Origin of the sequence: Tepidamorphus sp. 3E244, from assembly GCF_046159835.1 — a bacterium.
Classification (GTDB): Bacteria; Pseudomonadota; Alphaproteobacteria; order Rhizobiales; family Tepidamorphaceae; genus JACKJK01.
This window is the reverse complement of record NZ_JBJXCY010000002.1, coordinates 43,052-68,239: the sequence shown is the minus strand read 5'-3', so window position 1 is coordinate 68,239 and position 25,188 is coordinate 43,052. Positions and strand designations below refer to the sequence as shown.

Below are 25,188 nucleotides of genomic sequence, written 5' to 3'. Positions count from 1 at the left end.
CGCGCCGGCCTTTTTCGTCACGGGATCAGCGCCCAGCGGATGACCATGGCGACAGCACCAAGCGCGGCGACGCTTGCCGCCCAGATCAGCGCCATCCAGCCAAGCCGCTTCCAGAGCGGGCGCGGCGTTGCGCCGGCTTCCCCGCTCAATGGTAGCCTTCGTGGCCGACCTTCCCGCGGAACACCCAATAGGCATAGACGGTGTAGGCGAGGATGATCGGCACCATGGTTCCGGCCCCGACCAGCATGAATATCTGGCTCTTTTCCGGAGCGGCCACGTCCCAGATCGTCAGCGCAACGGGCACGGCGTATGGGAAGATGCTGATTCCAAGCCCGATCAGCGTTACCAGGAACAACACCTGCGAGATGATGAAGGGCCAGACTTCCCGCCCGCCACGCATAGATTGCAGGAACCCGAAGCACAGGATCGCCGTCACTAGCGGCACCTGCGCCGTGTAGATGACGCCGGGAAAGGCGAACCACTTCTCGTAGTAGGTGTGATCGAGGAACAGCGTCGCGAGGCTGACGGCACCAATCGCTCCGACCGTTCCGACAAAGCCGTACCAGGCAAAGCGCCGCGCGATTTCCTGCGCCTCGCCTTCGGTCTTCCACAGCAGCCACGTCGCACCGAGCAGCGCATAGCCGATGACGACGCTGATGCCGGTCATGATGGAGAAGGGCGTGAGCCAGTCGAACCAGCCGCCGGCATATGTACGGCCCTCGACCTCGACGCCCTGCAGCATGGCGCCAAGCACGATGCCCTGCATGAGCGCGGCAACGAACGAGCCGCCGCAGAAGGCCGCGTCCCAGAAGCGGCGGTGGCCGGGGTCGCGCCAGCGAAATTCGAAGGCGACCCCGCGAAACACCAGCGCCAGCAGCATGACGATGATGGGCGGGTAGAACGCCGTCATCAGGATCGCGTAGGCGAGCGGGAAGGCGGCAAACAGCCCGCCGCCGCCGAGCACCAGCCACGTCTCGTTGCCATCCCAGACCGGCGCGACGGAATTCATCGCCTGGTCGCGGTCCGCGCCGACGGGGAAGAAGGGAAACAGGATGCCGATGCCGAGGTCGAACCCGTCGAGCGCGACATAGGCGTAGATCGCGAAGGCGATGAGGAAGGCCCAGATCAGCGTCAGGTCGAAATTGACTTCCATGGCTCAGGCCCCCTTCTGCTGCGGCGCGACGGCGATGCCGGGCGCTTCGTCTTCCGGATCGGAGGTCGTGGTGCCGGGGATCTTCGACATGAGCCGCAGGATGTACCAGGTGCCGGTGCCGAACGCGCCGGTATAGACCACGATGAACGCAAGCAGCGAAGCGGTGAGGGCGGGTGCGTCGATGGGGGAAACGGCGTCCGCGGTGCGCAGCAACCCGTGGATCACCCAGGGTTGGCGGCCGACCTCCGTCGTGACCCAACCGGCAATCACGGCGACGAAGCCGCTTGGCCCCATCCCAATCGCGAAGCGGTGCAGCAGGGGCCATTCGAACAGCGTCCCGCGCAGACGCGCGAACAGGCTGACCGCGCCGAGCAGCGCCATCAGGAAGCCAAGCCCGACCATGATGCGGAACGACCAGAAGACGATGGCGACGGGCGGTTCGTCGGCATCGTCCACCGTATCGAGGCCGTTCAGCGGGGCGTTGGCGTCATGCTTGAGGATCAGCGAGGAGAGCTTCGGGATCTCGATCGACCAATGAACGGTCTTTTCCTCCTGGTCGGGCAGGCCGAACACGATGAGCGGCGCGCCGTCCGGGTGGCTGTCGAAATGGCCTTCCATGGCCATGACCTTCACCGGCTGGTGCTCCAGCGTGTTGAGACCGTGCAAATCGCCGAGGAAAATCTGGATCGGCGCGACGATGGCCGCCATCCACATCGCCATGGAGAACATCGTGCGGGCGTGGCGGTTGCCGCTGTCGCGCAGCAGGTGGTAGGCGCCGACCCCGCCGACGACCAGCGCTGTCGTCAGGTAGGCGGCGGTGACGGTGTGCAGAAGGCGGTAGGGGAAGCTCGGATTGAAGACGATGTCCCACCAGCTTCCAACCGGCAGGAACTGGCCGTTTTCGGCAATTTCGTAGCCGGTCGGCGTGTGCATCCACGAATTGACGCTCAGGATCCAGAAGGCGGAAACCGCGGTTCCCGCTGCAACGAGGATGGTGGCGGCCAGGTGCAGGCCCGGTCCCACCCGGTCGCGCCCGAACAGCACCACGCCGAGGAAGCCTGCCTCCAGGAAAAACGCCGTCAGCACCTCGTAGGCCATTAGCGGGCCGACGACGGGGCCGGCCCTGTCTGAGAAGACCGACCAGTTGGTGCCGAACTGGTACGACATGACGATGCCGGAGACGACGCCCATGGCGAAGGCGACCGCGAAGATCTTCACCCAGTAGCGAAACAGCTCGATGTAGCGGGCTTCGCCGGTGACGTAGTTCAGCAAGTTGAGTACGGCGAGGTAGCTGGCCAGCCCGATGGAAAAGGCCGGGAAGATGAAGTGGAAGCTGACGGTGAACGCGAACTGGATGCGCGCGAGGATCAGTGCGTCGCCAAGATCGGGCATTCCGGCCTCCCCAGCACTCCGGTGTCAGCACGCGTTACGTCAGCAAGCTATCGCCGGATTTCACAGACCGGAGAAGTCGAACACGGTTCGGTTGCGGCTGTCGAGAGGGCGGGGTGCGACCAATGGCGCTCCGGCCGAGTGGCCTTCGCACTACTGTGCGACGACCTCGACTTCCTGTGACAGGCCCGGCGCGACGGAAAACTCGCGGTTGAAGATGCGGTCTTCGTGGCGGGCAATCACCGAGTAGTCGCCGGCGGCCAGAATGTGTGTGGGAAATGCGCCGAAGCTTTCCTTGACCACGTCGCCCGCCGGAGTGCGGATGCTCCACGAGGTGTTCGCCAGCGCTTCGCCGCCGGTCTCGTTGACCAGCTTGAAGGTGATCTGCGCGGCATTGTGGGAAATGCGGGCGTCGGTGAGCTGCGCCGGCTCGACCTTCACGTTGTCCTGCACGGCGGAATTCGCATCGCCGTACTGGCTGACGATATGGTAGCTGCCGGCGTTCAGCACGATCACGCGGCCGGGCTGGGCGTTGTCGACGATCAGCTTGCGCTGTCCGAACTCGTCCTGCTCGGCGGAATAGACCGCCAGCTTCACGGCGCGCGCCGACAGCGACGAGCCATCGGCCTTCAGCGAGGTGAGGCGCAGGCCGCCGGCGTTGAGCGTCACGGCTTCCCGGAACGGGGTGCTCTCGACGGTGAGCTTGCGCGAGGCGACCGCATGGCCGAACACCGCGACGGCGACGTATTCGCCCGGCACCACGGAGATCACCGGCTGCGGTTCGTCGGAGGCCGCGATGGTGCGGTAGCTGCCATCGGCTTCCGGCTTGGCGCTGTAGACGCGCCAGCGCACGCCGGAGCCCAGTGCGCCTTCATCCTTCGTGAGCCGCGCGTAGAGCCTGCCGGGCACCGGCGGCGCATCGGCACTCGGGACCTGCGCGGCCGGCACGTTCGAGGAGTCTGCCGGACCCGAGACCTCGCCATCGGCGTTGCCGGGGTCTTCCTCGGGCTCGGTAGCGGTATCGTCACTGTTGCCCATCACGCCCTGCAGCATCTCGCCGACGGCGCGCACCGTGTCATCCGCCGACTGCGCCACCGCAAGCGATGGCACGAGCAGCGCGAGGCAGAGCGCAAACGAGGCGAGGAGGGGGAGGTAACGGTTCATCATCGGATCGGGGACACACTGTTCGTTGCAAGGGGCGATGATGCGCGCTTGCCGCACGGCGGGCTGGCGCTACGTCCCCGGTCACGCAATTTATAATCAAGCGGACTTAACGGCATCTGTCGTAGGCCCACAGCGGATGCTAGATCAAGATCATGTCTGAATCCTTTCCCGAACTTGTAGGCTATCTTGAGGCGCGTCGCTCCGTTCCCGCGCGCCTGATGGGTGAACCCGGTCCGAGCGGCGACGAGCTGGCGCAAATGCTGACCATCGCCGCCCGTGTGCCCGATCACGGCAAGCTTGCGCCATGGCGGTTCATCGTGGTTGCGGCGGATGCGCGCGAGGCACTTGCCGACCGCGTTTCGGCGCTGCGCAAGGAGCGCGAGCCGGATGTGGCCGAGGAACGCCTGGCGAAGGACCGCGAAGCGCTGACCTCGAGCCCGGTTCACGTCGCGGTGGTAAGTTCGCCGGTGGACAGCCCGAAAGTGCCGGAATGGGAACAGTTTCTGTCTGCAGGTGCGGTGTGCCTGAACCTGATCCACGCGGCAAACGCGTTGGGATACAGCGCACAGTGGCTGACGGGCTGGGCCTCGCTCGACGAAAACGCGCGCGACCTGTTCAATCTGGAGCCAGGTGAAAAAATCGCCGGCTTCATTCACATCGGCACGAACGACAACCCGCAGACCGACCGCGAACGGCCGGACATTGCCGCGCTGACGCAGGTCTGGGCCGGCTGAACTGCTTCGAGACAACAAGAAACCTGGAGACAACGACATGTTCTACGATGCCGTGAAGCGCGACCATGGACTGAAGCACGACCCGGTCAAGGCGCTGATCGCGCCGCGCCCAATCGGCTGGATCGGCTCGAAGAGCAAGTCCGGGGTGCTCAACCTCGCGCCCTACAGCTTCTTCAATGCCTTTTCGACGCATCCGACCATCGTCGGGTTCGCGTCCGAGGGCTACAAGGATTCCATTGCCAATATCGAGGAGACCGGAGCGTTTTCCTGTTCGCTGGCCACGTGGGACCTGCGCGACCAGATGAACGAGTCGTCTGCGCCCACCGACAGCGGCATCAGCGAGTTCGAGCTGGCCGGCCTGACGCCCGTCGATTGCGAAATGGTGGACGCGCCGCGCGTCAAGGAATCGCCGGTGGCTCTCGAATGCCGCTACCTGAAGACGGTGAACTTCGATCCCGTCGACGGTGTGGAGGTCACTGCCAGCACCGTGTTCGGCGCGGTGGTCGGCATCCATATCGACGACAGCCTGATCGAGGACGGGATGGTCGACATCACCCGCGCACAGCCGCTGGCGCGTCTTGGCTACCGCGACTACTGCGTGGTTCGGGAACTGTTCCAGATGACGCGACCAGGCGGCAACTGACCGGTTAGGGTCGCGCCCGCGCCAGCAGTCGTTCGGCGCGGCGCAGGTGCGGGCGGTCGTACATGCGCCCGTCAATGGCGACGACGCCGACGCTTTCATCCTGCGCGAAGGCCTGCACCACCTGCCGCGCGAAGGCGATGTCTTCCTCGGACGGGGTGAAAACCTCATTGATGATCGGCACCTGCGCAGGATGGATCGCCATCTTCGCCGTGAACCCGTCGCGGCGTGCTTCCACGCACTCGGCGCGCAGGTCATCGAGGTTGCGGAAATTGACGTGAACCGTGTCGATGGCCGCGACGCCCGCGTCCGCCGCGCCAAAGAGCAGCATGGACCGGGCAAAGCGGAATGGCTCGGTCGCGCCGTCGGCGGTGCGGTTGGTTTCCGCGCCGATATCGGCCGACAGGTCTTCCGCGCCCCACGCCAGCCCCTTCAGCCGCGTGCTGCAATGACCATAGGTGCCGAGCGTGAAGATGCCGCGCGCGGTTTCCGTTGCGATGGCGTGAATGTCCGTGGTGCCGTCCGCGATGCCGGCGCGCGCTTCGGCGACCGACATGGCGACGTGCAGTTCCTGCACCGTCGCGCCACCCTCCGCCTTGGGCAGGACGATGGCCTGTGGCTTCGCGGAGATGACGGCATCGACGTCCTCGACCGTCATCCCCGTGTCGAGGGCGTTGACGCGCACCATCAGGGCAGGGGTATCGGCGCTTCCTGCCGTGTCGGCGAGGAATTGCGCGGTCAGCTTGCGCGCCTCCGACTTTCCGGACTGGGAGACGGAATCCTCGAGATCGAGGATCAGCGCATCAGCACCGCTCGACAGCGCCTTTTCCATCTTGCGCGGGCTGTCACCCGGCACGAACAGCATGGAGCGCATGGGTTCAGGCCTCCTGCGGCTGGCGGCGCATGAAAGCCTGCCGCTGGCAGATGGCGACGAGCGTGCCGTTCTGGTTGTAGGCGCGGTGCTCGAAGGTGACGATGCCGGCGTCGCCGCGCGAACGCGATTCCCGTTTGTCCTTTATCTCGGTTTCAACGCGGATCGTGTCGCCGTGGAAGACGGGGGCGGGGAAGCGCACGTCCGTCATGCCAAGATTGGCAATCGTGGTGCCGAGCGTCGTGTCGTTGACGGAAATGCCGATCATCAAGCCCAGCGTGAACAGCGAATTGACCAGCGGCTTGCCCCATTCGGTGGTTGCGGCGAAGGCGTGGTCGATGTGCAGCGGCTGCGGATTGTGGGTGAGGCAGGAGAACATGGTGTTGTCCATCTCGGTCACCGTGCGGCGCAGCGCGTGATGGATGGTGCCACCCACCTCGAACTGTTCGAAATACAGGCCCTGCATCGCGGTTTTCCCCCTGTTGTGCGGCTCTCGTTAACGGTTCGTTTACCATAGTTTCGCAAGCTTAAAGATGCTCGGTACGCGCCTGTCAGGCAGGCTGGCGACAATCGCCATCCGGCGCAATGCTTCAAGGCACAGCATGAAGATCGCGGCACAGCAGACAATATCGGATCGGGTTCTCTCGGCCCTGTCGAATGCCAGCGAGCGCACGGGCATCGGTTTCGACTACCTCGTGAAGACGGCGCAGCGCGAGAGCGCGTTCGACCCCTCCGCCAAGGCGCGCACATCCAGCGCGACCGGGCTGTTCCAGTTCATCGAATCGACCTGGTTCGGCGTGATGCGCGAGAACGGCGAACGGTTCGGCCTAAACGAGGAAGCCGCTGCCATCCAATCCACCGGGCGCGGGCGCTTCCGCGTATCCGACCCGGACATGCGCAGCCACATCCTTTCCCTGCGCAGCGATCCGAACGTTGCCGCACTGATGGCCGGTGCCTTCACCGAGGACAACGCCGAATATCTGGAAAAGGCCATCGGGCGTGAACCCAACGGCGGCGAACTCTACATCGCGCATTTTCTGGGCGCAGGCGGCGCGGCCAAGCTGATCAACCTCGCTGAAACGCGGCCCAATGACGTCGCAGCGAACCATTTCCCGGCTGCGGCCAAAGCCAACCGGCCGATCTTCTACAAGCGCGGCGTGGCACGCAGCGTGGAAGACGTCTACGCCAATCTGATCGCGAAGCATGACAAGACCTCGACACCCGCGGTTGCCGCCCATCCCGGCGCATCCAGCCCGAAGCTGATCGAGATTGCCGAGACCGGCGGGACGCGACCGGTCGTGCCGGCCTCGAAAGGACAGGCCGGGTTCTTCAACGGCATGTTCAAGCCAGGTGACACGTCCGGGCTGACACCCGCCGCGCAAACCGGCATCGACACGATGTCGCTCTTCGCTACGCCCGCTGGCAGCGCCAGCATGCCCATCGTCGAGACGCCGGTGAGCAAATCTGCGTCCGTGGAGGCGGCGGAGGCTGCACCCGGCCAGATCCGCATGGAAGCTGTCGCCAGCATCCGCCGCACCCAGCGTGGCGCGTCCGACGCGGCGGCCATCGACACCGGCATGGGAGGCCGTTCGCGTGCCATCGAGACGCCCGCACGTTCCCAGCCGCAAGCCCCAGTCGCTGCTGCCAAGCCTGCCAATCCCGGCGGGTTCACGAGCTTCCTCAATGGGATCGCGACCTTCTTCGGGCTTTCCCGAAGCGCCTGATCCATCAGTTGATTCTGCGTTAAACGGGCAGAAAAATTGCCGCTCACACGCGCATTCATGGTGAACCTTTCCTTAAACCCTTGACCGCACAATCACCGACAGTCGCCGGCCTTCCGGCAGTGTCACAGTGAGTGCGGTTGTCATGTATGTGCGTCGTTTTCTGTCGCGTCTGGAGCAGGGGTCAGCAGCCGAGCGGGCCGATGTCGTCAGTGCTCTTGCAGACCTTTACCTCACCAAGGAGCTCGACGAGACGAAGCGCGCGCAGGTGCTGACCGCGATGCTCGCCGTGCTGGACGATCCGGCACCGCGCGTGCGCAAGGCGCTGGCTGAAAGCTTCGCCGACAGCTTCCATGCGCCGCAACCGATCCTGCTGGCGCTTTGCGAGGATATCAGCGAGGTCGCTGCCCCGGTCCTGTCACGCAGCCCCGCGCTCAGCGAAGGCTGGCTCGTCGACATGTGCGGTGCGGGCGAGGAGGGCCACAGGGTCGCCATCGCGCGCCGCAAGGATATCGGCGTTCCGCTTGCGGCGGCTCTTGCCGAAATCGGCGGGGTGCCGTCCGCTCTCGTGCTTCTTTCGAATTCGAGCGCGCAGGTCGCGCGCTCCTCTCTGGCCCGCATGGTCGAGCGTCACCGTGACGATGCACGGCTGCGCAGTGCCTTGCTGGCCCGGTCCGATCTTTCTCCCATGATGCGTCATCGCCTGCTTGGCGGGTTGTCCGAAGCGCTCGGCACGATGATTGCCGAGCGTGGCTGGCTGACCGGCGATCGCACGTCTCGCCTGATGAACGAGGTGCAGGAACGCGCCGTGCTGCACGTCGCCGACGTTCCCGATTGCGCCGACACGGACGCGATCGTCGCCGAGCTTCATGCCAAGAAGGAATTGACCGTCACGCTGATGCTGCGCGCGCTGGTGCGCGGCCAGATGACATTCTTCGTGTCCGCCATCGCGAGCTTGAGCCGGGTGCCGCGCAAACGCGTGGTGAGCCTGCTGGGCGACCGCAGTGGCGACGGGTTCCGTTCGATCTATCGCAAGACGGGGCTTCCGGCGGATGGAGCAGGGGCGCTGTGGGCAGCGCTCGACGTGCTGTTCGAAATGGGGCCGCTCGACAACCAGCAGGAACAGCTCACAGCCGGCCGCCGCATGGTCGAACGCGTGCTGACGCGCTATGAGACGGTTTGTGGCGGTGAAGTCGATGCGTTCTACGCGTTGCTGACGCGACTTGCAGCCGACGAGGCGCGCGCGGAAGCACGCGAGGCGACCGGCGGATATTTCCGCGCCGCGTGATCTGCGATCAGGCGATCAACGGGTTTAGCGGGACGTCGTCAATCTGCTTCAGGCCGCGCTGACCTGGCCGTCTTCCTCGTCCGGGTCATCGAATGCGCCGTTGGCTTCCAGCAACTGGTTGGCCGCTTCACGCAGGCAATTGACAAGCTCGATGGCGATCTTGTTGTCCTCGCCCTTGGCGTCCTCGCGCAACATGGCGTGAATGGCCTGAACGTGGCCTTCGACCAGCGCGGGCGGGATCTCTGCTTCTTCCGGCATCATGGACAATAGGTCGGCGAGCGTGCCGGCAGCCTGGCCCAAAAGCGGGTATCCGAGGGTGCGGGCTTCGCCACGCAGATCGTGCGCCGAGCGAAACAGGGCTTCGCGCGCGTCACCTTCCATGCCGCTGACAATGGTTTCCTGGTGCGCCTCGCGCAGTTTCTCGACTTCTTCCTCGATCCAGATGTTGAAGGAAACCGAGAGTTTCTCCATCGCCTGGTCGGCGCGCTCGATGGCATCGAGATCGATCGCCGGGCCCGAGCCGCTCTTCTTGCCGGAGACAAGATGGCGCATCGTGCGGGGCGGCTGAATCGTTTCGAGAATTTCGTCTTCCATCTTCCCGTCCTGTGCACTCATACCGCCACCTTCTCGTTTTCTTGTTTTTCTTCGCCCGCATCGATCGCGTCGAAGTCGATCTGGTTCGTGTCTTCGGGTTCGTCCGCGCCGATGGCATCGAAGTCGATCTGGTTGGTATCGGCAGGTTCGTCTTCGCCGATGGCGTCGAAATCGATCTGGTTGGTGTCGGCCGGCTCGTCGTCTCCGATGGCATCGAAGTCGATCTGGTTCGTGTCTTCCGGCTCCTGGGTGAAATCCATCACCGAGCTCTTCTCGCGCCGCTCGCTGCCCTTGTAGAGCGGGTTGTCGTAGCGGCGGCGGTCGGGGCCGAAATAGGTCGTGGTCTTCACGAAGGGGCGCGGGTGCGCGATCACGCTGTAGAGGCGCAGGTAGAGCGCGCGCGCGGAAATCGGCTTGCAGAGGAATTCGTGCACACCGGCATCGCGCGCCTGCACGACGCGGCGCTTCTCGGCGTGGCCCGTCAGCATGATGATCGGCACGAACGGGTTGATGCTCGAATCCGGGCGGCGGATCATCTGGACCATTTCCAGCCCGTCGATGATCGGCATCACCCAGTCGGCGATGATGATGTCGGGATTCATCTGCTCGAAGGCTTCGAGGCCGGCGGCACCATCTTCCGCTTCCTGGACCTGGCGGATGCCAAATGCCATCAGGAGCGTGCGCACGATCTTGCGCATGTGCATGTTGTCGTCGATGACCAGCACCGAGACGCGGCTGAAATCGATCTTTTCCATAAGCGAGCTGTCGAAAACCTTGTGCGTATCAACGGGTACGGCCCGGGCCGCACCGGCTGATGCCAGCTTAGCCCCCATCAAATGAACAAAGCGTTTGCGGGGTGCAATGCCGGATAGCAGAACTTCCTCTGCGGAAGTATAGGTTGTTTCGAATATTAGGTGTTCTTACAGATAATATTCAGCGGATAATTCGCTGAATTGGCGAAATGACTTGTTAGCGTTATTCAATCGTTAAGCGCCGTTGCGCTGCAATAAGGCACCCGGTCGAGGGGGCATTTCGCAGCGCCAGAAACGCCGCGACGTCACGAACTTCCTCTCCCCCGGACATGAACAGACATTCCTGTTTTTCGCTCTAGAACCGAGGGAAAGATGATCGACGACTTCGAACTGTCCAAGACCGATCAACGGCACCGTTTCACGGACCGCGCCGATTTCAACCGGATCGACAAGACCACGCGCCAGCACCTGCGCGACATCTGGCCGACCGTGCGCGGCGAACTGCCCGCGATCCTTGATGAATTCTATGACCACGTGCGCACCGTCCCGGCGCTCAAGCAGCTGATCGGCAGCCGGCAGTCTCAACTGAAGCAGGCCCAGTCGCGCCACTGGTCGATGCTGTTCGATGCAGGGTTCGACGATGAATACGGGCGCTCCGTGCAGGCAGTGGGCAGCGCCCACCATCGCATCGGGCTGGATCCGAAGTGGTATATCGGCGGCTACCTGTTCGTTCTGAATGCGCTGACCGATGTCATCTCCCGGCAATATCCCGGGGACACCGAGAAGGCCGCGGAATACCTGTGCGCGATCCAGAAGGCGGTGTTCGTCGACATGGATGCCGCGCTCTCGGTCTATTTCGAGGCAATGCTCGCCGACAGCGCCCGCAAGGGCAATCTGCTCGGTGGCGCCATCGACAGCTTCCGCACGATGATGACGACGGCGCTGGAAAACTCGCAGACCGCGTCCGACGCGCTCGTCGATTGTGCCGAGCGGCTGAAGACCTCGGCAGCGGACGCGCTGGAGCGTGCCGACCTCGTCGCCCATGCAGCCGAGCAGACCAGCGCCAGCGCACAGTCCAGCGCCTCTGCGACGGAGGAATTGTCGGCCTCGATCAAGGAAATCGGCGGCCAGGCGGAAATCTCCGCCCAGACGGCTGCACAGGCGCTCGACCAGACCCGCTCGACCCAGCAGGCGGTGGAGCATCTGTCGGTCGCGGCGCAGGAAATCGGTGACGTCATCAAGATCATCACCGACATCGCAAACCAGACGAACCTGCTTGCGCTGAACGCCACCATCGAGGCAGCGCGTGCCGGTGAAGCCGGGCGCGGGTTCGCCGTGGTCGCCAGCGAGGTGAAGAACCTCGCAGGCCAGACGGCCAAGGCAACCGACGAGATCAGCAGCAAGATCGTGCAGATCCAGTCTGCGACGGACAAGGCGGTGGGAAGCATCGGAAAGATTGCCGACACGATCAGCGACGTTTCGAATGCCGCGACGGCCATTGCGTCGGCGGTGGAAGAGCAGGGGGCGGCAACGCAGGAAATTGCCGAGAGCACCCAGTCTGCCGCGTCGCACTCCTCGCAGGTCGCAACCGACATCACCACGGTGCGCAAGGCAGCCGAATCCACGCAGCAGGCGGGCACCGAAGTTGGTGCAACCTCCGGAGAAATCAGCGATCAGGCAAGGCACATGGAAGCCGAGTTCGGGCGCTTCCTGGATGCGGTGAACGAGATACTCGATGCCGATGACGCCAGGAAGGAACCGTGGGACGGTGTCGACCGCCGCCGCGCTTCACACAATGAAGACCATACACACGCCGAGGACGACAGCGCCGCAGCCTGACCACAGATCACCAGCGCTTTCCGCGCGGGCGATGGGTATCTAGAGCGAGATGCCCGTCGCCTTGCGTATGAAGCAGCCGGTTATCAGGTACGCGTCGCCAAACTTTTTCACGGTGTAGTCGGCGGTGTAGAAATGACCATCCGGACCGATCACTTCAACCCGCTGGATATACATGTTGCCGGCGTCCTCGTAGGGACCGAATCGGTATGACTGGGGGCTGAAAACCGGCGCGTAGCCCTGTTTCACCATCAGCGAGAAGATGCGGGCGCTGGGATAGGCCGCCTTCACGTTTGGTGCCGCAAAGCTGTAGGCGGTCTCAAAGTCACCGCCGATGAAACTCTCGATCTGGCGGGTGATGACCGACTGCACTTCGTCCTGGGATGCGCGGGCTGCCTGCGGAGCCACAAGAGCGGCGGCAAGAAACAGCGCGACGAGCGCGTAGCGGGCGAGCGGTCTTGAAGAGTGGGGCATGGTGCCATCCTTCCGCTGCCGGTCGTTGCCGTAACGTCCGGTGTCTCACTTAAACGACACCACGCGCATTTCGGTTCATGGTCGCAGTAAGAAAACGTGACGATGCGAGGAACGGTGGCGTTTTGATTGCGCTGTCCAGATCGTGATAGTGGCTGGGTTCTGGCCGTGAAGAAGCGGATCCAAGGGGGTGACCACGCGCAATGTCGGTGACGATGCTCAATAGCCTGTCGGGCAATACAAGGCGTGCGCTCGCCTTCGTCCACGATATGATCGCGACCATTCTGGCGATCTCGTTTGCCTATTACATTCGCTACCAGACCGGTGTCTGGGACAACGCGTCCGTGCACCTGATGATCGCGATGGCGATTCTCGTGCCGGCGGCAGCGATGGTCTACCACCTCGTCGGCCTTTATCGCGGCATCTGGCGGTTCGCCTCGATCCCCGACCTCACCGCCATCCTCAAGGCCGTCACTATTCTTTCCGTCGGTTTGATCATTGCCGACTTCGTCGCGCGCGATACGCTGCTCGTCCCGCGCACGGTCGTTGCCGTGTACTGGCTGGCGCAGTGTGCCGCGCTTGGCGGGTCACGCCTCATCTACCGTATCTATCGCGACCAGCGGGTCGCCCGCGCCTTGTCCGTGAAGGCGGAGACTGCCGCCCCGATGCTGATCCTCGGCGCCGGGACCGACGCGGAGGTCGTGATCCGCTCCATCGAGACGGCGGCACGCGAGAGCTTCTTTGCCGTGGGCGTGCTGTCGCATCGCCGCGCCCATGTGGGGCAGGTCATTCGCGGCGTTCCGGTGCTTGGCACGCTCGACCAGCTGGAAGAGGTGGTGCGTGATCTTGAAGCCAAGACCGTGCGCATTCGCGGTGTCATTGTGTGCGCCGATGTTCTCGACAGCCACAAGTCGATCGAGGATGTGATCGGCCGGGCGCGCCGCATGGGGCTGACCGTAGAACGTCCGCAACACCTCGGCGATACGGGCCGCAAGGCGGGGTACCTGTCGCGGTTCGAGCCGGTACGTATCGAGGATGTCGTCGGGCGCAAGGCACGCGACATCGACCTTGAACCGATGCGGCGGCTGATTTCGGGCCGGCGCGTTGTCGTGACAGGCGGCGGCGGCAGCATCGGCGCGGAAATTTGCCGGCAGGTGGCGCGGCTGGGCTGCGAGCGGCTGATGATCCTCGAAAATTCGGAGTTCGCTCTCTATGGCGTGAAGCAGCGCCTCAATGGCCAGCATGCGACGCTGGCGCTTGATCCGGTGCTTTGCGATATCCGCCAGCGCGACGTCGTGACCTGCCGCATCGAGGACTTCCGGCCGGACATCGTTTTCCACGCGGCGGCCTACAAACACGTGCCGATGCTCGAGCACCAGCCGCGCGAGGCGATCCAGACGAACGTGCTGGGCACCCGCAACGTGGCCGATGCCGCCGTGGTGGCCGGGGCGCAGGCCTTCGTGCTGATTTCCAGCGACAAGGCCGTCTATCCCGTGTCGGTGATGGGTGCGACCAAGCGCGCAGCCGAGATCTACTGCGGGGCCGTTGGCGAGCGCATCTCGCGCGGCGAGGTGACGACGAACAGCGGCGACAAGGCCATCACGCGGTTCATATCCGTGCGCTTCGGCAACGTGCTGGGAACCAGCGGTTCGGTCGTGCCGCTGTTCAACGAGCAGATTGCCATGGGCGGACCGGTGACCGTGACCCATCCGGACATGGAGCGCTACTTCATGACGGTGTCGGAGGCCGTCAGCCTCGTGCTGCTGGGGTCTGCGCACTGCATCAGCACGTCGTCCAAGCCCTCGATCCTCGTGCTCGACATGGGCGAACCGATCAAGATCGTCGACCTGGCGGAACGCATGGTCCGGCTTGCGGGCCAGGAGCCGGGCAAGGACATCCGCATCGAGTTCATCGGACTGCGTGAGGGCGAGCGACTCCGCGAGACGCTGTTTGCCCGGCAGGAAGACCTTCTGGAGACCGAAGTGGACGGCATCTTCCTTGCCAATCCGCGGGCCATCAGCTCCGACCTGGCGCTTTCGGCATTTGCCGATCTCGCCGAGAATTTCTCGAGCCTCGACAAGGCGAAGCTTCGCGACCGTCTCGGCATCATCGTCCCCGAGTACGGGGAGGGCGTGGCCATGCCGGCCGATGATGCAGAAGCGACACATGTCGCAGATGAAACGGAATCGGACGGGAATCCGGTTGACCGACCGGCGGCCTGAACCTTAACAATTCATTTATCGACAAGGCGCGGCGCAGTTCGTCTGGCGGGGAGTATTCCCGTCATCATCGTTCTTCGCCAAGGGAACAGCGGTAAGTACGGTTCGCCCGTGCAAAGCCGCGGCTGCCCCCGCAACTGTATGCGGCGAGCCCCAACCACGATGCCACTGGCCTGCAATGGGCCGGGAAGGCGGTGTGGGGCGCTGACCCGCGAGCCAGGAGACCGGCCTCGTCGTGTCACCCGTTTCGTGTGCGGGGTGCGCACGAGCGAAGAGTGGTCCTTCCCTCTCCGTAGTGGTGATCCGCAGGGGCTTTGCGCACCCGGCGGCGCGCCCCGATTGCGTGCCGTTCTCGGATCGCATCTGCCCCGAGTTGCAGATGATACCGCGTGGGGACGCGGTGTCGCATACAGGGGGACGGGGCATGAACTTCCCGCGCGCAGACCGCATTTCGCGGCCCATCATTCTTGGCGGTGTTTCCATCGCCGCACTCGCACTTTCAGCTTTTCCGTCGGTGTCGGAAGGGGCGACGCTGCTACCGGACATCATCGTCGGATCGAGCTTCGAGGAAACGCCGTCCGAGCGGGTCGGGAGCGCTGTCACGGTGGTGACAAGCGAAGACCTGCGCAACCAGGGCGTGGTTTTGGCGACCGAAGCCCTCCGCTCACTGCCGGGTGTCTCGGTCTCGCAGTCCGGCCCGCAGGGCTCGCTGACGCAGGTGCGCATTCGTGGCGCGGAAGCCAACCACACGCTGGTGCTGATCGACGGCATCGAGGCCAATCGTCCGGGTGACGGCGAGTATGATTTCGGCGGTCTTCTGGCCGCCGAGATCGAGCGCATCGAAATCATTCGCGGTGCACAGTCGGGCATCTACGGCTCGAACGCCCATGCCGGTGTCATCAACATCCAGACCTATCCGGGCCGTGGCGCGCCGCGTGTGCGAGCCGTCGTTGAAGGTGGTACGCCGGCGTCTGCCGCCGGGCACCTGAGCGCCGGCGGGCAGCAGGGCGCGTTCTTCGGAGCGGTCTCCGTGACCGGGTACGACACCGATGGTTTCAACGCCTCGCGCTTCGGCGACGAGAAGGACGGCGCCGACAACCTGACCCTGACAGCCAAGGGTGGCGTGGACATTTCCGAACACTTCAACATCGCGGCCAACCTGCGCTTCGTCGATCGCCGCACCGAAACCGACGGACAGCCTGTCGATTTCCTCGTCGAACGCCCGAACGCGTCCGAACTGGAGGAGATCCACGGCCGGATCGTGGCCAGCGGGTCTTTCTTCGACGGGGCGTTGAGCTACGAGGGCGGGGCGATCTACAGCGAGATCGAATCGCGCGGTATCGATGTCGACTTCGGCAATACGGGCCTGCTCGAAGACCGCACGGACCTGTTCTACAAGACGACCCTGCGACACGACACGCCGGACATGTTCGGCGCCAGCCACCGCCTGACCGGCTATGTGCGCCACCGCACCGAAGGCATCAGGTTCACCGACTTCACGACATTCGCCACGCCCGCCCAGCTCGCGCATAAGGAGCGTGAGGTGCTGTCGTTCGCGGGAGAATATCAGGTGGACTTGTTCGATCACCTGTCGCTGTCTGCAGCCGTTCGACATGACGACAACAACGGCGCCTTCGACGATGCGACCACGTTCCGGCTGGCGGGCTCCTACCGTCTTGCGAATTACGGCGCGCGCCTGCACGCCAGTGTCGGTACCGGCGTCACCAACCCCACGCTCATCGAGCAGTTCGGCTACGATCCGACGACCTTCGTCGGCAATCCGAATCTCACGCCGGAATCGTCGACCAGCTGGGATGTCGGCATCGAAAAGTCGTTCTATGACGGGCTGCTGGTGGTCGACGTGACCTATTTCCAGAGCACGCTGGAAGACGAGATCGTCAACGATTTCTCCGGTTTCCCGGTCGTGACGGTCGCAAACGCCGATGGCACCAGCCACCGGCAGGGCGTCGAGGTCAGCGCGGCATGGTCGCCGCTTTCATGGTTCGACCTGACGGCGACCTACACCTACCTGGACTCGACCGATGCCAATGGTTCGACGGAGCTGCGCCGTCCGCGTCACGCCGGGCGCGTGGATGCCACGGCCCGCTTCGCGCAGGATCGCGGCACGCTGACGCTCAGTGCCGTGATGAACGCGGACACGCGGGACACCAACTTCGCCACGTTCCAGACGGTGAGCCTCGACGACTACTTCCTCGTCAATGCGCGCGCGGCCTACCAGCTGAACCCGTTCGCCCAAGCCTATGTCCGGGTCGAGAACCTGCTCGACGAGGACTACGAGGAGGTGTGGTCCTACCGGGCACCGGGCATCTCGGCCTATGCGGGCCTGGTGCTGACGCTCGGCGGCGAATAGTCCCGTCAGGCAAAAGGCGACCTTGCCCCCACTTCAAATCGGCGTGCGCGCGGATATAGTCTGCGCGCACGTGCCAGGAGGGGCAGCTTGAACGACGACGTCACCAGCAAGGCAAAAACGATTGCATTGATCGCAGCCGACTCGGATGAGGCGGTGGATGCGCGTGCGCGGCTCTCCGCGCTCTACGAGACGGTCGAGCCGGAGAGCGCCGACATCATCGTCGCGCTCGGTGGCGACGGTTTGATGCTGCAATGCCTGCACCGGTTCATGAATACCGGCAAACCGATCTACGGCATGAACCGGGGGTCCGTCGGCTTCCTGATGAACGAATATGCCGAGGAGGGTCTGACGGAACGGTTGCGCAAGGCGCACGATACGCCCATCCGTCCGTTGCGGCTGAAGGCCACCACCATGGACGGCGACATGCACGAGGCCCTCGCGATCAACGAGGTCTCGATGCTGCGCGAAATCCACCAGGCGGCCAAGCTGCGCATCTCCATTGACGGGAAGGTGCGGCTGGAGGAACTCATCTGTGACGGGTTGCTGGTCGCGACGCCCGCCGGCTCGACCGCCTACAACCTCTCCGCCCAGGGGCCGATCATTCCCATCGAGGCGCGGCTTCTGGCGCTGACGCCGATCTCCCCGTTCCGGCCAAGGCGCTGGCGCGGCGCGTTGTTGCCGAGCCGTGCGCACATCACCATCGACGTGCTGGAAGCGCGCAAGCGGCCGGTGTCGGCCGTCGCCGACCATTACGAGATCCGCGATGTGGTGAAGATCGAGATCGAGGAGGATGCGGACAGCTCCGCGCTGATGCTGTTCGATCCGGGGCACAATCTCGACGAGCGCATCCTCGCCGAGCAGTTCGGCTACTGAGCAGCGGTCGCGCGGGCCTTCCAGCGCTCGAACAGCGCCAGAAGCGCCGGCAGGAAGACCAGATCACCGGCGAGGGCTGCGACCAGCACGATCACGATCAACTCGCCGTAAAGCTGCGACATGGGCAGCGGGCTGAGCATCGTCACCGCACCGCCCATGAGCGCCAGCGTTGCCAGCACGAGGGCAGGGGTGAGCGTCGCAATCGTCGCCTCGACCGCCTTCTGACCGTCGGTGAAGGTGCTGCGGCGCGCGCGGTGGTGGTTGAGAATGTGGATCGTGCTGTCGACTGCGATGCCGAAGCTGATCGTGAAAATGATGATCGACGTGAACTGTAGCTGCTGGCCGGTGAGGTAGAGATACGTCCCCGCCGCGCCGATCGGCAGCAGGTTCGGCAGGATCGTCAGCGCGCCGTAGGCGAGCGAGCGCAGCGACAGTCCGATCAGTACGATAATCATGGCGATGGCCGCCAGCAGGCTCCAGCTCAGTAGGTCGATCATCTGGGTTGCCGAGCGCGCAGTATGCAGCGCCGTCCCGGTCAGCTCGAACGCCGCGCCGGGGAACCTGTCACGCAGCTCGGCGAGTTGCGGTTCGATCCGCGCCGCCAGTGCGAGCAGGTCAGACGCTTCCGTGTCGCGGATATGGCCGGTAACCAGCAACAGTCCGCGCTCGGCGTTGGCGAGCCTCTCCAGCATCGGGGCTGAGCCGATTTCCGCCAGCAGGTCGGCACGGCTGCCGCTGCCGCGCGCGTACCAGTCCGCGACGACGTCCAGCGACCAGACCGAGCGGATCGCTTCATGCCCGCGCAGGACATCGCCAGCCGCGCGTGCAATGTCTAGCGCCTGCGTGGTGTTGGCTGCGACGCCGTCGGGCAAGGTCACGAGAAGGTCGAGACTGCTGGAGCCTGCGAGCCTAGTGTCGATGGCGCGTGCGGCAACCGAGACTTCCGAATGGACGGGCAGGTTGTCGCCGTAGCGAAAGCGCGGACCGTTCAGCCAGTAGAACCAGGCACTGACGAGCAGCAGCACCACGCCGAGGGTCGCCAGTATCACGGCGCGGACCACGACGAAACGCGCGGTCCATTGCCCGGCGCGACGCACCACACCCGACAAGCCGCTGTTTGCCCGCCGCAACTCGGCTTCGGGGTTTGTCGGCCCAAGCAGGTAGGTGGCAAGGGCCGGGACGAGCGTCAGGACCAGGAGGCATCCGCCCGTTGCGCCGAGCGCGCCGACGATCCCGAAGGAGGCGATGGCGGGCCGGTCGATCAGCGCAAGCGAAAGCAGTGCGATGGCCGTGGTGACCGCCGTCATCACCGTGGCAGGGCCGACCGTGCGCACGGCATCCTCGATGGCCGCGTGCTTCTCAACGCCGGCGATTCGGGCGCGACGGACGCCCAGCAGCAGGTGCACGGCGTTGGAGAAGGTCACCACCATCACCAGCGTCGGCACGACGTTGGTGACAACCGTGATGTCCTCGCGCGCCCAGCCCATGCCGCCCAGCAGCCAGACGGTGGAAACGGCGACCGGCAGCACGGAGAGAACGAGGTATCCGGCGTGCATGAAGAAGGCCAGCGCCAGAAGAATGGCTATGACCAGAGCGGCGATGCGGAAGACGAACTGGTCGTCGGTCAGGATGCCGACAACGGTCGCGCGGATTGCCGGGAAGCCGGTGACGACATGTGTCAGCCCCGCCTGCGCCAGCGTCGTGCGGGCGATATCGTCCAGGTCGCCTGTGACGTCGAGGCTTGCATCGATCGGGTCGTCCGTCGGTGCAAGCGTCACCACAAGGAGTGCTGCTTCGCCGTCATCGGAGATGAGCGTGTCGGCGGCGAGCGGGTGCGTGGTGACTGTACGCTTCAGCCCGTCGATGTCGGGCACGTTTGCGAGGTCGACCGGAAACAGGCTTGCCGAGCGCTGTGCGCCCGAGGGTTCGCCGGGAATGGCGAACATGGAGATGGTGCTCGCGACGCCGGAGACCAGCTGTGAATCCAGCGCAAAGTCGCGGAATGCCTTCAGGCCCGCAGGGGTAAAAAGCGCTTCGCCTTCCACTAGGACGAGAAGATCGTTGTCGGCAGCGCCAAACGCGTCCTGCTCGCGGTCCAGCGTCTCGTTCGAGGTGTTGTCGGCCTGGAAGACGTTGCGGATCTCGCTGTCGAAGCCGAGGCGGGGAATGCCTGCCGCAGCGAGGACCGTGACCAGGGCGAGGGCGGCCAGCATGATGGCCGGGTAGCGCGCGGAAATCAGGCCGATCGTTTCAAGACTGAAACAGCGATGTGCCGCGCGCACGCTCAGCAGCCGTTGGCCAGGCTGATGTTCAGGTCGGTGATGCCCGCAAGCTTGCCGTCAACGGAGACGTTCATGCGGCAGCCGTCGCGCACCGTGCTCATGGTCGCGTCGACTTCATCGCCGCCAAGCTGCACGTTGATCGCGCCATCGCCGATGGAACCGGACAGCCCGCCGCGATTGCCACGGTCGTTGCTCCAGCTACCGACGAGGGAGCCGGATTCGATCCGCATGCTGGAATTGATTATCAGCACCGCGCCCGTGGTCGCGCAGCGCAGCACCTGACTGGCGCGCTCGCCGTTCTCGTCGATGAACTCGACCGTGCAGCGCAAAGCCGCCTGTTCGCCCTCGTCGGTGACGACAACACCATCCCCGCGCCATTCACCCACGAACGGGTCGAACGGGTTCGCGGCGAATGCCGGACCAGAAAACTGCGTGGCCGCGATCAGGATTGCCGAAAGGGAGAGGACAAGGCGGTTCAGGCGTCGCGCGGGGCGCTGCATGGGGAGAACTTTCCAAAGGTTTGACAACGCGTCTTAAAGCACGCCACGCAAACTTGCTGCAATGGCGCTGCGCGCGCTTCGGTGAAAGCAACTGGCGCGCAAAATCACAAAGGCAATGGGCGGGAACCCGGCGGACGTGGCGGCGTTGCACCTGCCGACGATCTGCACCGCCCGCCAGAGTGCGCGGTTCCATCCAGGAAGGACCCCCATCCATGTCATCTGCGCAAGTGAACCTGCATGTCGAAGATTCTGGCGGCACCGGTCGTCCCGTCATCCTGATCCACGGCTGGCCGCTTTCAGCGAAAGCCTGGGAGTACCAGGTGCCGGCACTGCGCGATGCAGGCTTGCGCGTCATCGCCTATGACCGGCGCGGATTTGGCCGGTCCGACAAGCCGGCCTCCGGTTTCGACTACTCGACGCTTGCAGGCGACCTGCTCTCGATCATCGAGGACAAGGGCCTGCGCGACGTGTCCCTCGTCGGGTTTTCCATGGGTGGCGGCGAGGTGGCGCGCTACGTCGGCGATCATGGGCAGGACCGGATCCATTCGCTCGTTTTCGCCTCGGCGGTGCCGCCCTGCATGATGCGCTCGGACGATAACCCCGACGGCCCGCTGACAAGGGAGGCCGCCGAGGAGATGGAATCAGGCCTGAAGGCGGACCGCGATGCGTTCTTCGATCAGTTCACCAAGGATTTCTTCACGGCCAATGACGCGCTGAAGGTGTCGGAATCCGAGCGCCAGAAGACAATCGAGCTTTGCAAGCAGTCGGACCAGGATGCCGCGCTCGGGTGCATGGAAGCCTTCGGCACGACGGATTTCCGCGATGACCTGAAGAAGGTCGTCGCGCACACGCTGGTCCTGCATGGCGATTCCGACGGGATCGTTCCCATCAAGGGGTCCGGCGAACGGACGCATGCGATGATCCCCAACAGCAAGTTGCTGGTGCTGGCCGGCGCGCCACATGGCTGCAACGTGTCCCACCCGCGCGAATTCAACACCGCGCTGGTGGATTTCCTCCGCTCTTGATTTCGGGCCTCAGGCCGACGCGGGAACCACGTCCACAGCTTGCGTGCTGCGATGGGACCCGGACGTGCGCATGATGCCGCGCACGGGGGCCACGTCGGAGTAGTCGCGCCCGCGCGCGACGACGACGTGACCGGTTTCCACGATCAAATCGTTGGTGGGATCGAACTCGATCCAGCGCATTTCGGCCCCGCACCAGGCGCGCACCCAGGCGTGCATCGCGTCGGCCCCTTCCATGCGTTCCTCGCCGGCAGGTGGCATCGTGCGCAGGTAGCCGCTGACATAGCCCGCCGGAATTCCGACGCCGCGCAGACAGGCGATCATGATGTGCGCGAAGTCCTGGCAGACGCCGGCGCGCTGTCGAAAGGCTTCCAGCATCGGCGTGCGGACGGTCGTTGCCTCGGCGTCGAACTCCATCAGGTGGTGCAGTGCACGACCGATGGCGACGACGGCTTCGAAAGCCGTCATGCCGGAATTGATTGCCTCGCGCGCAAAGGTCGTCGTTTCACGCTCGATGCTGACGCGCGCTGAAGGGGCGAGGAAGTGCGTCGGTTCGGACGGGCCAAGGGAGCGGATCGAAGCGATTTCCCCGGCAAGGCGTGAGAGCGGGGGCGAGATGTCGAAGCTGCGCTGCGGGCCGCCGCGCTCGACGCGCGATTTCACCGAGAAGACGATTTCCTTCTGCGGCGCGACGAAGGCCAGTTCCACGCATGTATTTCGGAAGAAGTCGCGGCGGTTGATCCACTCGTCGGGCTTGGGCTCCACCGTCATGGTTCCGGCTACCAGACGTTGCTCGTTCGGCAGGTCGGCAGGGGCCAGGCGCACGAGGTGTCGGCTCGCCTCGGCGGCAGCGGGGTAAGTGTATGAGATGGTGAGGGCGATGTCGTAAAGCATTGCGTCCTCAGCGGAAATAGTCTGCAGCGAGCATGTCGGACAGCTTCGCGATCTTGCGGCCAACCAAGGCGAGCGCTTCCGCGTCCACCGTCTCGGGCGTGCGCAGTTCAAGGTTGGAGCGCACGTCCAGCACGGCGCGCTGCAGCCGCGACAGGCGACCGTGACGGCCGGAACCCGGCAGCTCGGAGATGTGCTCGTCGATCTCGTGCAACTGGTAGAGGACGGCGCGCGGGTTCTGCGGGTCGAGGGCCAACAGGTCTGCGACAGCCGCCATGTTGGATGATACCGGATAGCGGCGGCGGAAGGTCATGAAGCTGTCCGCTGTTTCCACCGCCAGGTCGAGGCTGCCATCTGGTGCGTCCTTGCGCAGCAGGTGTGCCAGCAAACCCGACAGGACCATCGCGCGCTCTATCGAACGTCCTATGGACAGGAAACGCCAGCCTGCAAAGCGGTACATGTTCTCGTGCACGAGGCCCGAGAAGCCTGAAATCTTTCGCAGCAACACATTTGCGGCATGAACGGCGTCCTCGCCGGCGCTGGCCTGGCTTGCCAGTTGATTCACGGTACGTTGCAGGTCGTCCAGCGCGAGCCAGCCATCTGCGGACAGCCGGTCGCGTACGTGGCCGGCAGCCGTGGTTGCCGCCTGCACGATGGGTCCGAGACCTTGCGACAGGTCCTCGCGCGGATCGATATCGAAGGCCTCGAGATGGTCGCGCACATATTCCAGCAAGGGCGCTTTCGCCGGGGCCATGTCGGCGAGTCGCACATGCCAGGCGCGCAGCAGACGGGTCGCGCTTTCGCAGCGCTCCACGTAGCGCCCGAGCCAGTACAGGTTTTCGGCGGCACGGCTCGGCAGCGTGCCGGGGCTGGGCGTGACGGCGCCGGAGGTGTGCAGGCTCAGCATGGTTTCCGGCTGCACCGGTGAGCGCGAGACGACCCACACGTCGGCTGTCGAGCTGCCTTCCTGCATGGCGAGCGCCGGCTGACCGGACCCGCTCGCGATGCGGGCAAAGCCGCCCGGCATCACGGACCAGCCGTCCGGCGTGCGAGCGAGGAACACGCGCAGGCTCATGGGGCGCGGTTCAAGGCCGTTTTCGCCGAAGGCCGGGGTGGTGGAGAGGTCAACGAGTTCCTGCCCGACGAGGTTTCCGGCGTTCGCCTCGATCCACTCATCGACCGGTTCGAGGCTGCCGGTGCTGAGACGCCCGGCAACGGCGGAAAGGTCGGCGTGGTCGAACACCATGCGGGTGGAGAAGGCATCGCCGATCGTCATGCGCTCTGCATTGGCGGACACGTATCGCCGCTCGCTCTCGTGGCCACACCACCATGTGGCAATGGAGGGCATCTTCAGCGGTTCGCCGGTCAGCTTCTCGGCGATGCGCGGCAGGAAGGCGAGGAAGGCGCGGGTTTCCAGCACGCCGCTGCCGAGCGCGTTGATCATCGTCAGGTTGCCGTTGCGAACCGTTCCCATCAGGCCAGGGGTGCCGATATGCGAGGACTCTTCAAGCTCCAGCGGGTCGGACCAGTTTGCATCCAGCCTGCGCCAGAGCACGGAAATGGGCTTCAGGCCGGCGATGGTGCGCACCATCAGGCGGCCGCCATGGACGGTCAGGTCTTCGCCCTCCAGCAGCATGAAGCCGAGATAGCGCGCCACGTAGGCGTGCTCGTAGAACGTCTCGTTCATCGGGCCGGGCGTGAGGATGGCGGGGCGGCTGTCATCGCCTTCGCGCATGCCGACGAGCGATTCCTTGAAGGTGCGGAAGAAGCCGGCAAGACGCTTCACGTTGTGGTTGGAATAGTGCTCGGTGAAGACGCGCGTGGTGGCAATGCGGTTTTCCAGCGCAAAGCCCGCGCCGGACGGGGCCTGCGTTCGGTCGCACAGCACCCACCAGTTGCCTTCCGGCCCGCGCGCGATGTCGAAGGCGATGTGGTGGAGGAAGTGTCCGCCGCGCGGCTCGACGCCGACCATCGGGCGCAGCCATTCCGGGTTTCCGGCAACGAGCGAGGCGGGCAAGTGGCCATCGGCTACGAGGCGGTTGTCGCCGTAGAGATCGCGCACGAAGCGTTCGAGGATATCGGCGCGTTGCATCAGCCCCAGCGCGATGCCGGACCATTCGTCCTCGTCGATGAGGACGGGCATGTGCGACAGCGGCCAGTCGCGGTCGGCACCCTGGCGGGAATCGTACTTGCGATAGAAGACGCCGGCATCGCGCAGGTACTGGTCGCCGCGCGCGCGGCGGGCGGCGAGTTCTTCCGGCGACATGGAGGCGATGACGTGGGCGAGGTCGCGCCAGACAGGGCGAAGCGTGCCGTCGGCTGCCAGCAGTTCATCTGGAACACCGGGCAGGGGACGGTAGCCTGCCAGCAGGGCTGACAGGGTGTTGCTGGCGTTTGCTTCGCCTTGAAACGGCATG

General features: G+C 64.6%; 20 protein-coding genes, 2 pseudogenes and 1 riboswitch. Of the genes and pseudogenes, 9 read left to right on the top strand and 13 right to left on the bottom strand.

Going from position 1 to position 25,188, the window contains the following annotated elements; translation table 11 throughout:
- Positions 1-17 precede the first annotated feature (17 nt).
- From ACKTEK_RS09105 to ACKTEK_RS09090, 4 genes are all read right to left on the bottom strand, one after another.
- Positions 18-149, bottom strand: a complete 132-nt coding sequence (locus tag ACKTEK_RS09105) for a DUF2474 domain-containing protein (RefSeq protein ID WP_409164972.1) — start codon at positions 147-149, stop codon at positions 18-20.
- Positions 146-1,153 (bottom strand): cytochrome d ubiquinol oxidase subunit II, encoded by a 1,008-nt coding sequence (cydB, locus tag ACKTEK_RS09100; protein ID WP_409164971.1) that lies wholly within the window; start codon positions 1,151-1,153, stop codon positions 146-148. The genes ACKTEK_RS09105 and cydB overlap by 4 nt, the downstream gene beginning before the upstream one ends.
- Before the next feature lie 3 nt (positions 1,154-1,156).
- Positions 1,157-2,545, bottom strand: coding sequence for a cytochrome ubiquinol oxidase subunit I (locus ACKTEK_RS09095; RefSeq protein ID WP_409164970.1), 1,389 nt, complete (start codon positions 2,543-2,545; stop codon positions 1,157-1,159).
- Between the two features lie 150 nt (positions 2,546-2,695).
- Positions 2,696-3,706: a hypothetical protein gene (locus tag ACKTEK_RS09090; RefSeq protein WP_409164969.1), complete on the bottom strand. Its 1,011-nt coding sequence runs from the start codon at positions 3,704-3,706 to the stop codon at positions 2,696-2,698.
- 152 nt (positions 3,707-3,858) lie between these two features.
- Between ACKTEK_RS09090 and ACKTEK_RS09085 the strand changes: the two genes are divergently transcribed.
- A complete protein-coding gene (locus ACKTEK_RS09085) occupies positions 3,859-4,440 on the top strand; it encodes a nitroreductase (RefSeq protein ID WP_409164968.1) in 582 nt (193 codons plus the stop codon).
- A gap of 37 nt (positions 4,441-4,477) precedes the next feature.
- Positions 4,478-5,083: a flavin reductase family protein gene (locus ACKTEK_RS09080; protein WP_409164967.1), complete on the top strand. Its 606-nt coding sequence runs from the start codon at positions 4,478-4,480 to the stop codon at positions 5,081-5,083.
- Positions 5,084-5,087: 4 nt separating this feature from the next.
- Here ACKTEK_RS09080 and ACKTEK_RS09075 read toward each other — a convergent pair whose 3' ends face one another.
- On the bottom strand, positions 5,088-5,954 hold the full coding sequence (locus tag ACKTEK_RS09075) for an HpcH/HpaI aldolase/citrate lyase family protein (protein WP_409164966.1): 867 nt from the start codon (positions 5,952-5,954) through the stop codon (positions 5,088-5,090).
- Between the two features lie 4 nt (positions 5,955-5,958).
- Positions 5,959-6,441: pseudogene (locus ACKTEK_RS09070) on the bottom strand (MaoC family dehydratase); the annotation flags it as partial.
- A gap of 43 nt (positions 6,442-6,484) precedes the next feature.
- Here ACKTEK_RS09070 and ACKTEK_RS09065 point away from each other — a divergent pair.
- Together ACKTEK_RS09065 and ACKTEK_RS09060 are read left to right on the top strand one after the other, a co-directional pair.
- Positions 6,485-7,675, top strand: coding sequence for a transglycosylase SLT domain-containing protein (locus tag ACKTEK_RS09065; RefSeq protein ID WP_409164965.1), 1,191 nt, complete (start codon positions 6,485-6,487; stop codon positions 7,673-7,675).
- A 142-nt stretch (positions 7,676-7,817) separates the two neighbouring features.
- Positions 7,818-8,960, top strand: coding sequence for a DUF2336 domain-containing protein (locus ACKTEK_RS09060; protein ID WP_409164964.1), 1,143 nt, complete (start codon positions 7,818-7,820; stop codon positions 8,958-8,960).
- A gap of 48 nt (positions 8,961-9,008) precedes the next feature.
- Here ACKTEK_RS09060 and ACKTEK_RS09055 read toward each other — a convergent pair whose 3' ends face one another.
- Positions 9,009-9,575 carry an Hpt domain-containing protein gene (locus ACKTEK_RS09055; RefSeq protein WP_409164963.1) on the bottom strand — a complete coding sequence of 189 codons (567 nt, stop codon included), beginning with the start codon at positions 9,573-9,575 and terminating at the stop codon, positions 9,009-9,011.
- Positions 9,576-9,811: 236 nt separating this feature from the next.
- Positions 9,812-10,309: pseudogene (locus ACKTEK_RS09050) on the bottom strand (response regulator); the annotation flags it as partial.
- Positions 10,310-10,678: 369 nt separating this feature from the next.
- On the opposite strand from ACKTEK_RS09050, the gene ACKTEK_RS09045 reads away from it, so the two are divergent.
- Complete coding sequence (locus ACKTEK_RS09045; protein WP_409164962.1) at positions 10,679-12,145, top strand: protoglobin domain-containing protein; 1,467 nt, start codon at positions 10,679-10,681, stop codon at positions 12,143-12,145.
- Positions 12,146-12,184: 39 nt separating this feature from the next.
- Here ACKTEK_RS09045 and ACKTEK_RS09040 read toward each other — a convergent pair whose 3' ends face one another.
- On the bottom strand, positions 12,185-12,616 hold the full coding sequence (locus tag ACKTEK_RS09040) for a DUF4864 domain-containing protein (protein WP_409164961.1): 432 nt from the start codon (positions 12,614-12,616) through the stop codon (positions 12,185-12,187).
- A gap of 212 nt (positions 12,617-12,828) precedes the next feature.
- Here ACKTEK_RS09040 and ACKTEK_RS09035 point away from each other — a divergent pair, with 212 nt between their 5' ends.
- From ACKTEK_RS09035 to ACKTEK_RS09025, 3 genes are all read left to right on the top strand, one after another.
- Positions 12,829-14,835 (top strand): polysaccharide biosynthesis protein, encoded by a 2,007-nt coding sequence (locus ACKTEK_RS09035; protein ID WP_409166140.1) that lies wholly within the window; start codon positions 12,829-12,831, stop codon positions 14,833-14,835.
- A 17-nt stretch (positions 14,836-14,852) separates the two neighbouring features.
- Positions 14,853-15,080, top strand: a riboswitch (cobalamin riboswitch).
- A gap of 176 nt (positions 15,081-15,256) precedes the next feature.
- On the top strand, positions 15,257-17,203 hold the full coding sequence (locus ACKTEK_RS09030) for a TonB-dependent receptor plug domain-containing protein (RefSeq protein WP_409164960.1): 1,947 nt from the start codon (positions 15,257-15,259) through the stop codon (positions 17,201-17,203).
- Between the two features lie 87 nt (positions 17,204-17,290).
- Positions 17,291-18,076: an NAD kinase gene (locus ACKTEK_RS09025; protein WP_409164959.1), complete on the top strand. Its 786-nt coding sequence runs from the start codon at positions 17,291-17,293 to the stop codon at positions 18,074-18,076.
- Here the strand turns inward: ACKTEK_RS09025 and ACKTEK_RS09020 are convergent.
- Together ACKTEK_RS09020 and ACKTEK_RS09015 are read right to left on the bottom strand one after the other, a co-directional pair.
- Positions 18,070-20,358 (bottom strand): efflux RND transporter permease subunit, encoded by a 2,289-nt coding sequence (locus tag ACKTEK_RS09020; RefSeq protein ID WP_409164958.1) that lies wholly within the window; start codon positions 20,356-20,358, stop codon positions 18,070-18,072. The genes ACKTEK_RS09025 and ACKTEK_RS09020 overlap by 7 nt on opposite strands.
- Positions 20,359-20,360: 2 nt before the next feature.
- Positions 20,361-20,858: a hypothetical protein gene (locus ACKTEK_RS09015; RefSeq protein ID WP_409164957.1), complete on the bottom strand. Its 498-nt coding sequence runs from the start codon at positions 20,856-20,858 to the stop codon at positions 20,361-20,363.
- A 212-nt stretch (positions 20,859-21,070) separates the two neighbouring features.
- Between ACKTEK_RS09015 and ACKTEK_RS09010 the strand changes: the two genes are divergently transcribed.
- Entirely contained in the window at positions 21,071-21,883 is an 813-nt protein-coding gene (locus ACKTEK_RS09010; RefSeq protein ID WP_409164956.1) for an alpha/beta fold hydrolase, read from the top strand.
- A 9-nt stretch (positions 21,884-21,892) separates the two neighbouring features.
- On the opposite strand, the gene ACKTEK_RS09005 is transcribed toward ACKTEK_RS09010, so the two are convergent.
- Positions 21,893-22,774, bottom strand: a complete 882-nt coding sequence (locus ACKTEK_RS09005) for a transglutaminase domain-containing protein (RefSeq protein WP_409164955.1) — start codon at positions 22,772-22,774, stop codon at positions 21,893-21,895.
- Positions 22,775-22,781: 7 nt separating this feature from the next.
- Complete coding sequence (locus ACKTEK_RS09000; protein WP_409164954.1) at positions 22,782-25,187, bottom strand: circularly permuted type 2 ATP-grasp protein; 2,406 nt, start codon at positions 25,185-25,187, stop codon at positions 22,782-22,784.
- Position 25,188: the final 1 nt, after the last annotated feature.

Excerpts from the sequence above, each read along its gene's own strand:
- ACKTEK_RS09040 (WP_409164961.1), bottom strand. The coding sequence starts at position 12,616 with ATGCCCCACTCTTCAAGACCGCTCGCCCGCTACGCGCTCGTCGCGCTG.
- ACKTEK_RS09005 (WP_409164955.1), bottom strand. The coding sequence starts at position 22,774 with ATGCTTTACGACATCGCCCTCACCATCTCATACACTTACCCCGCTGCC.
- ACKTEK_RS09055 (WP_409164963.1), bottom strand. The coding sequence starts at position 9,575 with ATGAGTGCACAGGACGGGAAGATGGAAGACGAAATTCTCGAAACGATT.
- ACKTEK_RS09060 (WP_409164964.1), top strand. The coding sequence starts at position 7,818 with ATGTATGTGCGTCGTTTTCTGTCGCGTCTGGAGCAGGGGTCAGCAGCC.
- ACKTEK_RS09010 (WP_409164956.1), top strand. The coding sequence starts at position 21,071 with ATGTCATCTGCGCAAGTGAACCTGCATGTCGAAGATTCTGGCGGCACC.
- ACKTEK_RS09080 (WP_409164967.1), top strand. The coding sequence starts at position 4,478 with ATGTTCTACGATGCCGTGAAGCGCGACCATGGACTGAAGCACGACCCG.
- ACKTEK_RS09030 (WP_409164960.1), top strand. The coding sequence starts at position 15,257 with ATGAACTTCCCGCGCGCAGACCGCATTTCGCGGCCCATCATTCTTGGC.
- ACKTEK_RS09065 (WP_409164965.1), top strand. The coding sequence starts at position 6,485 with ATGCTCGGTACGCGCCTGTCAGGCAGGCTGGCGACAATCGCCATCCGG.
- ACKTEK_RS09000 (WP_409164954.1), bottom strand. The coding sequence starts at position 25,187 with ATGCCGTTTCAAGGCGAAGCAAACGCCAGCAACACCCTGTCAGCCCTG.
- ACKTEK_RS09035 (WP_409166140.1), top strand. The coding sequence starts at position 12,829 with ATGCTCAATAGCCTGTCGGGCAATACAAGGCGTGCGCTCGCCTTCGTC.
- ACKTEK_RS09015 (WP_409164957.1), bottom strand. The coding sequence starts at position 20,858 with ATGCAGCGCCCCGCGCGACGCCTGAACCGCCTTGTCCTCTCCCTTTCG.
- cydB (WP_409164971.1), bottom strand. The coding sequence starts at position 1,153 with ATGGAAGTCAATTTCGACCTGACGCTGATCTGGGCCTTCCTCATCGCC.
- ACKTEK_RS09045 (WP_409164962.1), top strand. The coding sequence starts at position 10,679 with ATGATCGACGACTTCGAACTGTCCAAGACCGATCAACGGCACCGTTTC.
- ACKTEK_RS09095 (WP_409164970.1), bottom strand. The coding sequence starts at position 2,545 with ATGCCCGATCTTGGCGACGCACTGATCCTCGCGCGCATCCAGTTCGCG.
- ACKTEK_RS09085 (WP_409164968.1), top strand. The coding sequence starts at position 3,859 with ATGTCTGAATCCTTTCCCGAACTTGTAGGCTATCTTGAGGCGCGTCGC.
- ACKTEK_RS09075 (WP_409164966.1), bottom strand. The coding sequence starts at position 5,954 with ATGCGCTCCATGCTGTTCGTGCCGGGTGACAGCCCGCGCAAGATGGAA.
- ACKTEK_RS09090 (WP_409164969.1), bottom strand. The coding sequence starts at position 3,706 with ATGAACCGTTACCTCCCCCTCCTCGCCTCGTTTGCGCTCTGCCTCGCG.